The sequence below is a fragment of the Ruegeria arenilitoris genome (assembly GCF_013030985.1).
GTDB classification, from domain to species: Bacteria; Pseudomonadota; Alphaproteobacteria; order Rhodobacterales; family Rhodobacteraceae; genus Ruegeria; species Ruegeria arenilitoris_B.
On record NZ_WPYP01000001.1, the window covers coordinates 218,815 to 231,644 of the forward strand.

A 12,830-nucleotide genomic window follows, 5' to 3' on the forward strand; every position below is an offset into this window, starting at 1 on the left:
CTCTCCCTTACTCTTCGTCTACGCCGTATTCGGCGTCCAGCTTGTTCATGCGCCAGGCGTAGTTGAAGATCAGCACCAGAAAGACCAGAATCGATCCCTGCTGAGCGAACCAAAAGCCCAGATCGGTTCCGCCAACGGCGATGCCCGACAGTAGCGGACGCAGCAGAATGCCGAATCCAAACGACACCAGCGCCCAGATGACGAGGCTGATGTAGATGAGGCGCAGGTTGGCCTGCCAATAGCCCTTATCGGCTTCGGCAGTCTGCGCGGAGTTTGTTGAATGATCCGCCATTGCGGGTTCCTCCTTCGCTTCCTCGTTGGGCGGCCCGTCACCCAACTCCTCCAGTGCGTCGGGCCGCTTCTCGATTGTGCCGAACACCGGGTTGGCGTCAGGCAAAACTCCACCGGTCCGCCAAGGCGGGTCCTTTGAAGTATTCTGTTGTAGGATCAAAGCCCCGTGGGCTTATCTCCTCCCCTTAGTTCATGACCTCGCGCACGAGCCCTTGCATGTCGTTGGCGATGTCATCGATCTGGCCCATGGCGTCGATGCCATTCAGCACGCCTTGGGCCTGATAGTAGTCAATCAGCGGTGCCGTCTGCGCGTGATACGCGGCTAGGCGCGAGGCCACGGTTTCCGCATTATCATCGGCGCGGCGCTTGAATTCGGTGTGGCCACACTTGTCGCACTTGCCCTCCTCGGCAGGTTGCTTGAACTGATCGTGATAGCCTTCACCGCAGCCGGCGCAGGTGTAGCGACCCGAGATGCGGATCACCATTTCGTCGTCCTGAACCTCGAGGCTGATCGCGGCGCTGATCTTTTGTCCGGCAGAGCTCAGCAGGCCATCCAGCGCCTCGGCCTGAACCGTGGTGCGGGGGAAGCCGTCCAGAATAACGCCTTTGGCGCAATCCGGCTGGGCCATGCGGTCCCGCAGGATGGCGATCACGATCTCATCGCTGACAAGATCACCGGCCTCCATGACGGCCTTGGCGGCCAGACCAGCCTCAGTGCCTGCAGCAACGGCATCGCGCAGCAGATCACCGGTGCTGAGTTGAACCAGCCCGAACTTGTCTTCCAGCATACGAGCTTGCGTGCCCTTCCCGGCGCCCGGAGGGCCGAGAAGGATCAGAACGGCGGGGGTAGTGGTAGCGGCAACGTCCATCACAACCTCACTTGTTCGCGCGGTTTGCGATCAGGTCATCGACCACCGACGGATCGGCCAGGGTCGAGGTGTCACCCAGCGAGCCAAAGTCGTTCTCGGCAATCTTGCGCAGGATACGGCGCATGATTTTGCCCGAACGGGTTTTGGGCAGGCCAGGGGCCCACTGGATTACATCCGGTGAGGCGATCGGGCCAATCTCGGTCCGGACCCAGGTGCGCAGTTCTTTCAGCAGGTCGTCGGAAGGCTCGCGGTCATTCATCAGAGTGACATAGCAATAGATGCCTTGTCCTTTGATTTCATGGGGATAGCCCACCACGGCGGCCTCGGCCACGGCGGCGTGCGCCACCAGCGCGCTTTCGACCTCGGCTGTGCCCATACGGTGACCCGACACGTTGATCACATCATCGACGCGACCGGTGATCCAGTAATCGCCATCTTCGTCACGGCGGCAGCCGTCGCCGGTGAAGTAGTAGCCCTTGTAATCCGAGAAATAGGTCTTCTCGAACCGCTCATGGTCGCCCCAGACGGTGCGCATTTGGCCCGGCCAGCTGTCTTTGATGCACAGAACACCCTCGACACCGTTGCCGTTGATTTCAACACCGGATTGCGGGTCCAGCACGACGGGTTGAATACCAAAGAAGGGCTTCATGGCCGCGCCGGGTTTCATCGCGTGGGCGCCGGGCAGGGGCGTCATCAGGTGGCCGCCGGTTTCGGTCTGCCACCAAGTGTCGACGATCGGGCATTTTCCCTTGCCGACAACCTCGTTGTACCAGTTCCACGCCTCGGGGTTGATCGGCTCACCCACTGTGCCCAGCACTTTCAGATCGCTGAGGTCATGTTTTTCGACCCACTCGCTACCCTGACCCATCAGGGCGCGAATAGCGGTCGGAGCGGTATAGAACTGGTTCACCTTGTGCTTGGCGCAGACTTCCCAGAAACGACCCGCATCCGGATAGGTCGGAACACCTTCAAACATCACCGAGGTCGCGCCGTTGGCCAGCGGGCCATAGACGATATAGCTGTGACCGGTGACCCAGCCCACATCCGCAGTACACCAGTACACGTCACCTTCGTGGTAGTCGAAAGTCACTTCGTGGGTCAGCGCGGCATAGACCAGATAGCCACCGGTGGTATGCACAACACCTTTCGGCTGACCGGTCGAACCCGAAGTGTAGAGAATGAACAGCGGGTCTTCGGCGTTCATTTCGGCGGGCGCGCAATAGTCATCCGCTTCCAGAGCCATTTCGTTATAATCGTAGTCCCGGCCGGAAACCCAGGTGGTTTGACCGCCCGTCCGCTTGACGACCAGACATTTCACCGTGTCCTTGCAGTGCAGCAGCGCAGCATCCGCGTTGGATTTCAGAGGCGTTTTACGTCCACCACGCGGCGCTTCGTCGGCGGTGATGATAACTTTGGCGTCGCTTCCGTTTACACGGGCTGCCAGGGCGTCAGGAGAGAAACCAGCGAACACGATCGAGTGGATCGCACCGATACGGGCACAGGCCAGCATCGCATAAGCCGCTTCGGGGATCATTGGCAGGTAGATGACAACACGGTCACCTTTACGCACGCCCATCGATTCCAGGATGTTGGCCATGCGGCAGGTGCGGCGGTGCAGTTCGGCATAGGTGATGTGCTGTGCCGCGTCAGTCGGATCATCCGGCTCCCAGATGATGGCGGTCTGATCGCCGCGCGTTTTCAGGTGACGGTCCAGGCAGTTGGCGGAAACGTTCAGCGTGCCGTCGGCGTACCAGTTGATATTGACCGACCCGAGGTCATAGTTGACATCCTTGACCTGGTTGAACGGCTTGATCCAGTCGATCCGCTTGCCTTGCTCACCCCAGAACGCGACGGGATCTTCAATCGAGGCCTTGTACATTTCGTTGTACTTGTCGGCATCGACATGTGCACGCGCAACGGTCTCGGCGGACGGCGGATAGACGTTGGCATCTGCCTGGGCAGCGGTTGTCATACTGAGGCTCCTCCCTCTGGACTGAAATTATTGGAACGATATTGCCCGCCCAACGAGCGCTGTCGATCCGTTTCCTCCCCGACTTGGATAATACGGAGAACTGAAAACAATGAAATAAATTACCGAAATCCCAGCATTTGTTTGTAAACAAATTTTACCGACTTTGGCAAAGTAGTAAAAAAAGTAAGATATAGCTGCAAAACAGAATAAAAAACAAAATGTTGCGTGTTAATGATGTTCGCCGTGCCCCGTCAGGGCGGTTTCGGTATTTTGCGCACATTCATTTCATCTTTTGGTTGTTAGCGCTGGCGGTCGCCATTGCAGCAGCCCGTCCGGGGTTGGCACATTTCGATGTTGGCGCTAGCTTGAATCTCAAGCGCTTGGACAAGAAGCGCAGCAAAGGGAGAACTCATCATGAAAAAATATTTGAGCGGCGCTGCAGTCGCCGCCTTGGGTGTTGCATTCGTCACCGAGGCCGCAGCAACCGAATGGAATGCCTCTGTCTGGGGTAAACGGCGCGCCTTTACCGAGCATGTGGAAAAGCTGGCCGAGCTGGTCAGTGAAAAGACCGGTGGCGAGTTTACCATCAACGTCAGCTACGGCGGCCTGTCCAAACCCAAGGAAAATCTGGACGGGATCGAGATCGGCGCATTCGAGATGGCCCAGTTCTGCGCCGGCTATCACCGCGATAAGAACCGCGCCATCACCGTGCTGGAACTGCCGTTTCTGGGTGTGAACACTTTGGAAGAAGAGGTGGCCGTCAGCCACGCCGTCTATGATCACCCGGCGGTCAAGGATGAGATGGCGAAGTGGAATGCCCGCATTATCATGACTTCGCCCATGCCGCAGTACAATCTGGTCGGCACCGGTGATCCGCGTGACGAACTGGCCGAGTTCGACGGGATGCGCGTGCGCGCGACCGGTGGTCTGGGGCAGGCGTTCGAAGCCGTCGGTGGTGTGCCGACCTCGGTCCCCGCAACCGAGGCGTTCAATGCGATGGAGTCCGGTGTCGTCGATACGGTGGCTTTTGCCCAGCACGCACATCTTTCTTTTGGCACCATCAATGAGGCCGACTGGTGGACCGCTAACCTGAACCCCGGCACCGTCAACTGCCCGGTTGTGGTGAATATCGAAGCCTATGAGGCGCTGCCTGCTGAACATCGCGAAGCGCTGAACAGCTCGATCAGCGAGGCGATTGATCACTACCTCGCCAATTACGGCGGGCTACTTGAGAAATGGGACAGCGTTCTGGAAGAAAAGGGCGTCCAGAAGGTCGAGATCGACGATGCCGTGATCGAAGAGTTCCGCGCCAAGGCTGCAGATCCGATTCGTGAACAATGGATCGCAGACATGACCGCTCAGGGTTTTCCGGCGCAGGATCTTTATGATCTGGTCCAGACAACGCTGAAGCAGCAGCGCGGCGGTAACTGATTGCCTGATCCGGGTGCCTGATCGGGCACCCGGACACCATTCAAATACAGGGGATCACCGGAATGGCAGGACAGGCCACGGTGCTTGAAGACGGCAGCGGTCTTAGCTGGCTGGACCGTCATCTATTGAAGTTAGAGCAGTTTCTGGCACTGATCAGCGGTCTTGCCGTGTTCGGGCTTATGGTGTTGGCCGTGGTTTCGGTCAGCGGCCGCAATGCGATCAATGCGCCGCTGCCGGGCTATGTGGACTGGATCGAACAGGCCATGCCCCTGATCGCCTTTCTGGGCATTTCCTATGTGCAGCGCGAAGGCGGCCATATCCGGATGGATATCATGATCTCGCGCCTGCATGGCCGGGCGTTGTGGCTGTTCGAGCTGATCTCGGTGATCCTCATCCTTGTTCTGATGCTGGCGCTGGTTTGGGGCAGTTGGTCCCATTTCGACCGCTCTTTCGACTTTGGTGCCCCGATGTGGAGCCGCGACAGTTCGATTGACATCGGTATTCCGCTCTGGCCCGCCAAGCTACTGGCGCCAGTGGCTTTTTCGGTCCTGTGTGCAAGGTTGGTGCTACAGGTCTGGGGATACGGGCGCGCCCTTGTGTTGGGTCTCGAGCATCCTGTGGCAGTGCCGCTGATCCAAGATGCGGCGGCGCAGGCTGCTGCTGAAGCAGAGCAATTCGAGGGGCAGGACTAGCGTATGGACACGATAGACATTGGTCTGTGGGTCACTGGTGGCCTGCTGCTATTGGTTGTCACGGGAATGCGTGTAGCCTTTGCGGCGGGGCTTGCCGGGTTGGTCGGGCTGGTCTGGATTTTCTGGGCTAAATTCGGATACGATCCCGATCGCTTTGGCAAAGCCTTAACGGTGGCCGTCAAAACGGCCGGGCAGGTACCGCATTCCAAAGTGGCTGCCCATACGCTCAGCCTGATCCCGACCTTCATCCTGATCGGTTATCTGGCCTATTATGCGGGCCTCACGCGCGCATTGTTCGAGGCCGCCAAACGCTGGGTGGCGTGGGTGCCGGGTGGGCTGGCGGTTTCGACCGTGTTTGCAACCGCCGGGTTCGCCGCGGTGTCGGGTGCGTCGGTCGCCACGTCGGCCGTCTTCGCCCGCATCGCCATCCCCGAGATGCTGAAGGTCGGCTACAACAAGCAATTCGCCGCCGGAGTCGTTGCCGCCGGAGGCACGTTGGCCTCGCTGATCCCGCCTTCGGCCATTCTGGTGATCTACGCTATCATCGTTGAGCAAGACGTGGGCAAGCTGTTGCTGGCCGGTTTCATTCCGGGCGCCTTTTCGGCGGTGATCTACGGGTTGCTGATCGTTGGGATTGCAGTTTTCTTCAAGAGTGTTGGCCCACCGGTCACAGGCTTTACTTGGAAACAGCGCTTCGCCTCTTTGCCCGGCGCGTTTCCCATCGTGGCCGTGATCCTGATCATCATCTGCTTTGTCTACAACCCGTTCGGGGAAAAGGCTTGGGGCACCCCGACCGAAGGCGGCGCCATCGGTGCCTTTATCGTCTTCTGCTTTGCCCTGTTCCACGGGATGCGGTGGTCCGAGTTGAAATCGGCGCTGCTGGAAACCGCCAAGTTGACGGCCATGATCTTCACGATCATCTGGGGCGTGCTGATCTATGTCCGGTTTCTGGGGTTCGCCGACCTGCCGGGGGCGTTTTCGGACTGGATTACCTCGCTGGAAATGTCGCCGATGCTGATCCTGATCTGCATCCTTCTGGCCTATGCGGTGCTCGGCATGTTCATGGACGCCATTGGGATGCTGCTGCTTACATTGCCGGTGGTCTACCCAGCGGTGATGGCCCTGAACGGCGGGGAGGCAGTCAGCGCAGCGGACAGTACCTTCGGCATGTCCGGCCCGATGTGTGCGATCTGGTTCGGTATTTTGGTGGTCAAAATGGCCGAGTTCTGTCTGATCACACCACCCATCGGTCTGAACTGTTTTGTGGTGGCTGGTGTGCGCCCGGACCTGAGCGTTCAGGATGTGTTCAAGGGCGTCACGCCGTTCTTTATCGCGGACGGCGTAACCATCGCGCTGCTCGTGGCGTTCCCGAGCATTGTTCTCTACTTGCCGTCGCTGGCCGGATAGAAAAAGCCCCCGGGGTTAACCGGGGGCGAGGTAAAGCTAATTGCGGGTTCTTCAGCTTGCCCGCATGAGCATCCCATACAGATCGCGCGGGTCATCCGGGTCAGCCAGCATGTCGAGGGGTTCAAAGAAATTGGTGCCTTCAATAGCAGATTTGACATAGCGCAGAGCGGAGAAGTCCTCGATTGCAAAGCCCACACTGTCGAACAGGGTGATCTGCCGGTCGTCGCGGCGCCCCTCGGCCTGTCCGGTCATGACCTGCCACATCTCGGTCACAGGGTGATCGTCCTCCAGCGCCTGAATCTCGCCTTCGATCCGCGTTTGTTCGGGGTATTCGACAAAGATGTCCGAGCGCAGAAGGATATCCCGGTGCAGTTCCGTTTTGCCCGGGCAGTCGCCGCCGATGGCGTTGATGTGCACACCGGGACCGACCATGTTGTCGGTCAGGATCGTGGCATACTTCTTATCGGCCGTGCAGGTGGTGATAATATGCGCGCCCTCGATGGCCTCTTCGGGGGTTGAACAGGAAACAACGGTCAAACCGGTCCCTTGCAAGTTGGCGGCGCATTTCTTGGTCGCGTTGCTGTCGGTGTCATAGAGGCGCACGGTCGTAATCCCGCACATCGCCTTGAAGGCCAGGCATTGGAACTCCGACTGCGCGCCATTGCCGATCATGGCCATGACTGTTGAGGACTTCGGCGCCAGATAGCTGCCGACCAGTGCCGAGGTTGCCGCAGTTCGCAGCGCGGTCAGCATTGTCATTTCGGTCAGCAGGGTGGGGTAACCGGTGTAAACATCCGCCAGCAGGCCAAAGGCGGTCACGGTCTGTAACCCCTCTGAGGTGTTCTTGGGGTGACCGTTGACGTATTTGAACCCATAAGCCTCACCGTCCGAGGTCGGCATAAGTTCGATCACGCCATGCGGCGAGTGGGCCGGGATGCGGGGCGTTTTGTCGAAGCTTTCCCAGCGTTTGAAATCGGATTCGATCTGAGCCGCGATCTGAGTGATCATCTGCTCGACCCCAACGTGATGCACCAGACGCATCATGTTGTCGACGGACACGAAAGGCACAAGCGCCTTGTCAGAAGGTTGCATCGGGGTCTCCTATCGGCGGGACAGGTGGATGCCTGCAATCATGCAGCGCACGGATCCACCGGCAGTTTCAATTGTCGGAACCGAGAGCGGCAGCGGCGTGGCGCTGGCCTCGATTGTAGCGATTTGTTCAGGGGCAAGCGCGGCAAGCGCCCGGCTGGACAGAGCCAGCACCAGACCGTCGCGACCGCTGAGTTCAATGGCGTTACCGGCGAACTCGGCGATCTGCTCGTGGCTCAGATCAATCACGGTACGACCGCTTTCCTCAAGTCGCGCCTGGACCGTCGCGCGGCGTTCCGGGTCGGTGATCATATCCAGGCAAATCAGCGCGTAGTTCGTGCCGATGCCCATCAGAACATTGGTGTGATAAACATCGCGCCCCCCGCCATCCTTCGCTTCGAACACGATGGGCTCATAGTTGAAATGGGTGCAAAAACGCTCCAACAGCACGGGATCGGCACGGTTGGATTTGACGGTATAAGCCACGCGGCCGATGTGGTCCAAGACCATCGCGCCGGTGCCTTCCAGCGCCAGCTTGTCCTGTTCCAGACCAGAATAGTCGATCACGTCCTGAACGCGGTATTCCTGTTTCAACACTTCGATGACGTCCGCCCGGCGCTCACGCCGACGCGACGGAACATACATTGGATAGATCGCGACATGCCCGCCGGGATGGGTCGAGAACCAGTTGTTCGGGAATACACTGTCGGGCGTGTCCAGATCGCCGTGATCGTCAAAGACGTGAACCCTCACGCCGGCATCACGCAACTGAGCGACCGCTTTGTCATGTTCCGCGCGCGCCGCGTCAGAGGGTGTCGCCGTGTGCGTGGCGAGTGTCTGAAACGCGTTGTCACCCTGTGTCTCGGGGTTTGAGGTAAAGGCATGAGGCCGGATCATCACGACGGCTGAAGGGGCTTGCAGAGATTGCATCAGAAACTCCGAGTTGGGCGGTCGAAGATGCGGCGGCCCAGCAAAGAGGCGGCCAGGTCGACCATCAGTTTTGCGGTGCGGCCACGTTCGTCGAGGAACGGGTTCAGCTCGACCAGATCCAGCGAACAGACGAGGCCGCTTTCGTGCAGCAGTTCCATCACCAGATGCGCCTCGCGTTCGGTCGCACCGCCGGGGACGGTGGTGCCGACCGCGGGGGCGATGGACGGGTCGAGGAAATCGACATCCAGCGAGACATGCAGGATACCATCGGCCGCCCGAACCCGATCCAGAAACGCCATCAGGGGGGCTTTGATCCCGTGTTCATCGATGCTGCGCATATCGGCCAGCATGGCGCGGTCCTGTTCCAGCCGTGCGCGCTCGGCCGGATCGACAGAACGCAGGCCAATCATTCCAACGCGGTCGGTCGGCACCGGGGCGGGCACCGGTGGAAAGGCGTCGAACCCCGGTTGATCGGTGAAATACGCGACGGGCGTGCCATGCAGGTTGCCGCTGTCGGTGCTTTCAGGCGTATGAAAGTCGCTATGGGCGTCCAGCCAGAGCACGAAAAGGGGGCGTCCGATCCGTTCTGCGTGGACGGCCATGCCGGCGACGGTGCCCATCGACAGGGCGTGATCGCCGCCCATGAAAATCGGCAGGCCATTAGGTGCTGTATCCTGTGCCGTGCGGCTCAAGGCGCTGGTCCATCCGATTACCTCGGGCAGGGCGAACAGATGTGAGTGTTCAGGCGTGCCCGTTTCGTCAGGGCTGATGTCACCAAGATCGGTGACCTGGTGCCCCAGATCGGCCAAAGCCTGGTCCAGACCCGCTACCCGATAGGCGTCCGGCCCCATTCGGCAGCCCTGACGCCGCTTGCCTGCGTCCATCGGAGCGCCGACCAATATTACGTGTTTGTTGTCCATATGACTATTTAGAGCTGCGAGCCGGGTTGCGAGAAGAGATCAAATTGTTCAAAATGAAACTGGCGCGCTCGAAACGGGAAGCACTTATGGACGATTTGGATAGCAGACTGCTGAATGCTCTACACCGGGATGCACGGGCATCGCTGTCCGAACTGGCCGAAACGCTTGGAGTCACTCGCACGACGGTGCGCAGTCGGCTGCAGCGCCTGAAGCAATCGGGCGAGATCGTGGGCTTTACCGTCCTCACCCGGCAGGACGTGGCCGAAAGTCCGGTGCGCGGATTGATGATGCTGGAAATCGAAGGACGTGGCACCGAGCGCACGATGGCCCGCATCGCCGCCCTGCGTCAGGTCCGCGCCGTGCATACGACCAATGGCAGCTGGGATCTGATCGCTGAAATCGGAACCGAGACTCTGGCCGAACTGGACGAGGTCCTGTTTCAGATTCGGCGGATGGAGGGGATTACCAAGTCCGAGACCAACCTATTGCTGTCCACGCGCAAGGGTCGCGTCTGATCCGCCCATAGTGCTTTGAGGTTCAAGGAAAATGTGCAAGAGTTCCCTCGCGCGGCCGATCCGCCCGCGGGATCATTGCAGCACCTCAGAGCAGGGAAAAACCATGACCACGCAGGAGACAGGCAAAGAACTCTGGGCTGTACGCTTGGCTGAGCGGGTCACCGGGTTTCTCGAAAAACCTCTAGTCAGGATTGCGGTGCCGGTCTTGGTTACCCTGATCGCACTGGTGGTGCTGCATGAGCTGTCTCATCACGTGAAATGGGGTGACGTTCAGACGGATGTGGCGAATACATCTTGGAAGCTGATGCTCGTCGCCTTCTGCTGGACCTGTTTCAGCTTTCTTTCGCTGTCCATGTACGACGTGTTCGCCGTGCAGAGTGTGGCGGATGGAGAGGTGCCTTTGCCGGTTGCTGGCATGGCCGGGGCCAGCGGTTATGCTGTGTCCAATTGCCTTGGGTTTTCCTACATTACCGGCACGGCGATCCGGTATCGCATCTATGCCTCGCTCGGGCTGGATCTGAGCCGGGTCGCGGGCGTTATCGCGACCTCGTGGATCGCGTTCTGGTCAGGACTGGTTCTGTTGCTGGGTATATTGCTGACCCTGCATCCCGACGGGATTTCCAACGTACTGCCCATCAGTGACACCACGGAAACCGTGATCGGTCTGTGCCTTCTGGCAGCGCTCGTTGCCCTGTTCCTCTGGCTTGCCAAAGGGGGGCGCAGGCTGGCTTACGGCGGGGTTGGGTTCAACCTGCCGGGCGGCAAGCTGGCTGGCTTGCTGACATTGGCCGCGATCGGAGACCTGTGTGGCGCCTCGATGGTGCTTTATACGCTGATGCCCGATGACCTTGGGGTCGGTTATCCCTATTACTTCACGATCTATATCGGGGCCATTGCCGTTGGAATCGTCAGCCACGCCCCGGGCGGGATCGGTGCGTTCGAGGCGACGCTGATCGCCGGGCTGGGCGCCTCGGGCCGGTCTGACGTGATCGCGGCCCTTTTGCTTTATCGGTTGGTCTACACTTTCTTGCCCTTCGTCATCGCCAGCCTGTCAATTGCGGTGGCCTCGGCGCTGACGCATCGCCACCATATCAGCGGCGCGGCGACCTGGGTCTATCGTGCGATTCGCCCGATTGTGCCGATGGTGGCTGCGGGCGTGACTGCGGTGGCGGGGGTCATCTTGCTGGTCTCGGGCGCTTTGCCGTCCAGCAGCCAGAACCTCGGCTTGTTGCGGGACTTCCTGCCGTTGTCTTTTGTCGAGGCCTCGCATTTGTTGGGCAGTGCGGTGGGTGTGCTGCTGATCCTTGTGTCGCGCGGATTGTTCCGCAAGCTCTACCGCGCATGGATCGTGGCGATGTTGCTGATGGTGGCCGGGTTCGTGGCTTCGCTGACCAAAGGTTTGGATACGCATGAGGCGATAGGCATGTTGGCCTCTATCGCCGTTCTTGCCACGTTCCGGGGGGCGTTTTATCGCGTCAGTGGGGCCTCGATCTTTCGCCTGAACATCCCGTGGCTGGTCAGTGTTTTTGCTCTGCTGGCGGTCATCTTCTGGATCGGGCTGTTCGCCTATTCCCATGTCGAATACCAAAACGCGCTGTGGTGGGAATTCGCGTGGAACGGTGACGCCTCGCGCTTTCTGCGGTCCAGCCTTGTGGTGGCGGTCATTCTTGGTGTGGTGGCCGTGAACTCACTGTTCGGGCGGGAAATCCCCCAGTTGCAGCGCACCGAAATTCCTCCGGCCGTGGAACGTCTTGCGCTGGAAAGCGAGGATACCGAGGCACAGATTTCACTGACCGGAGACAAGCAATTCCTGATCGCACCGGATGAAACCGCATTTCTGGCCTATGCCGATACTGGCAACGCCCTGATCACCAAAGGTGAGCCCGTTGGGGATGAAAAGGCCGGTCAGCAACTGATCTGGCAACTGCGCGAAATGGCGGATCGCGAGGGCAAGCTGTGCGCGTTTTACAGCGTGTCCACCAAGTATCTGCCGACCTTCCTGGATCTTGGCCTGTCTATCCTGAAAATCGGTGAGGTCGCCCGGGTTCCGCTGAAAGATTTTTCGTTGGACGGCAAGTCCCGCAAGCGGTTCCGGCAGGCCAAGCATCGCGCGGAACGCGAAGGTTATGTATTTGAGGTCATTCCGAAAGAGGAACTGGCCCCGGTCCTGCCCGAACTGCGCAAAATTTCCGATGACTGGCTTCAGCAAAAGGCGGGCGAAGAGAAGGGGTTTGCCCTCGGTGGGTTTGATGAAAAATACCTGTCTTACTTCGACCATGCCGTGTTGCGGAAGGGCGATACAGGCCAGATTGTTGCCTTCGCCAACCTGTTTCAGGGCGGACATAAGTCCGAATTGTCGCTGGACCTGATGCGGTATGAGCCGGACGGCTCGAATTTCATCATGGACGCTTTGTTTGCCGAGATGATGTCCTGGGGCGCAGAGCAGGGGTTCCACTGGTTCTCGCTGGGGGCAGCGCCGTTTTCAGGTATTGAGAACCGTCAGCTGGCCTCTTTCTGGAATCGCGTCGGCGGGTTTGTCTATGAGCATGGTGAGCAGTTCTATCATTTCGAAGGGTTGCGGTCGTTCAAGCAGAAGTTCGACCCGGAATGGAGCCCGAACTATCTGGCCAGCCCGGGTGGCCTGGCCGCGCCGCGTATCCTGTATGAAGTGAATATCCTGATATCCGGCGGACTGCGGGGGCTGACAAAGTAGC

11 protein-coding genes are annotated in these 12,830 nt (G+C 59.4%); 5 read left to right on the top strand and 6 right to left on the bottom strand.

Translation table 11 applies throughout. From position 1 onward, the window contains the following. Positions 1–7: 7 nt before the first annotated feature. The 3 genes from GOX88_RS01095 to acs all read right to left on the bottom strand — a co-directional run bounded on the left by GOX88_RS01095 (position 8) and on the right by acs (position 3,132). Entirely contained in the window at positions 8–292 is a 285-nt protein-coding gene (locus tag GOX88_RS01095) for a DUF4212 domain-containing protein (RefSeq protein WP_170400221.1), read from the bottom strand. Positions 293–476: 184 nt separating this feature from the next. Beyond that, entirely contained in the window at positions 477–1,160 is a 684-nt protein-coding gene (locus GOX88_RS01100; protein ID WP_170398053.1) for an adenylate kinase, read from the bottom strand. Between the two features lie 7 nt (positions 1,161–1,167). Further along, positions 1,168–3,132: an acetate--CoA ligase gene (gene acs, locus GOX88_RS01105; RefSeq protein ID WP_170398056.1), complete on the bottom strand. Its 1,965-nt coding sequence runs from the start codon at positions 3,130–3,132 to the stop codon at positions 1,168–1,170. 414 nt (positions 3,133–3,546) lie between these two features. Here acs and GOX88_RS01110 point away from each other — a divergent pair, with 414 nt between their 5' ends. The 3 genes from GOX88_RS01110 to GOX88_RS01120 all read left to right on the top strand — a co-directional run bounded on the left by GOX88_RS01110 (position 3,547) and on the right by GOX88_RS01120 (position 6,662). After that, on the top strand, positions 3,547–4,563 hold the full coding sequence (locus GOX88_RS01110; protein ID WP_170398058.1) for a C4-dicarboxylate TRAP transporter substrate-binding protein: 1,017 nt from the start codon (positions 3,547–3,549) through the stop codon (positions 4,561–4,563). Positions 4,564–4,625: 62 nt separating this feature from the next. Further along, positions 4,626–5,255: a TRAP transporter small permease subunit gene (locus GOX88_RS01115; RefSeq protein ID WP_170398060.1), complete on the top strand. Its 630-nt coding sequence runs from the start codon at positions 4,626–4,628 to the stop codon at positions 5,253–5,255. Positions 5,256–5,258: 3 nt separating this feature from the next. After that, complete coding sequence (locus GOX88_RS01120) at positions 5,259–6,662, top strand: TRAP transporter large permease (protein WP_170398063.1); 1,404 nt, start codon at positions 5,259–5,261, stop codon at positions 6,660–6,662. Between the two features lie 51 nt (positions 6,663–6,713). On the opposite strand, the gene GOX88_RS01125 is transcribed toward GOX88_RS01120, so the two are convergent. The 3 genes from GOX88_RS01125 to rocF are packed head-to-tail and all read right to left on the bottom strand — an operon-like array spanning position 6,714 to position 9,601. Next, positions 6,714–7,754: an ornithine cyclodeaminase gene (locus GOX88_RS01125; protein WP_170398066.1), complete on the bottom strand. Its 1,041-nt coding sequence runs from the start codon at positions 7,752–7,754 to the stop codon at positions 6,714–6,716. 9 nt (positions 7,755–7,763) lie between these two features. Next, positions 7,764–8,681, bottom strand: coding sequence for a citrulline utilization hydrolase CtlX (gene ctlX / locus GOX88_RS01130; protein WP_170398069.1), 918 nt, complete (start codon positions 8,679–8,681; stop codon positions 7,764–7,766). Next, positions 8,681–9,601, bottom strand: coding sequence for an arginase (gene rocF, locus GOX88_RS01135; RefSeq protein ID WP_170398072.1), 921 nt, complete (start codon positions 9,599–9,601; stop codon positions 8,681–8,683). Before rocF ends, ctlX begins: the two co-directional genes overlap by 1 nt. A gap of 86 nt (positions 9,602–9,687) precedes the next feature. Between rocF and GOX88_RS01140 the strand changes: the two genes are divergently transcribed. Both GOX88_RS01140 and mprF read left to right on the top strand, forming a co-directional pair. After that, on the top strand, positions 9,688–10,116 hold the full coding sequence (locus tag GOX88_RS01140; RefSeq protein ID WP_170324645.1) for an Lrp/AsnC family transcriptional regulator: 429 nt from the start codon (positions 9,688–9,690) through the stop codon (positions 10,114–10,116). 103 nt (positions 10,117–10,219) lie between these two features. Beyond that, on the top strand, positions 10,220–12,829 hold the full coding sequence (gene mprF, locus GOX88_RS01145) for a bifunctional lysylphosphatidylglycerol flippase/synthetase MprF (protein WP_170398075.1): 2,610 nt from the start codon (positions 10,220–10,222) through the stop codon (positions 12,827–12,829). Position 12,830 lies beyond the last annotated feature (1 nt).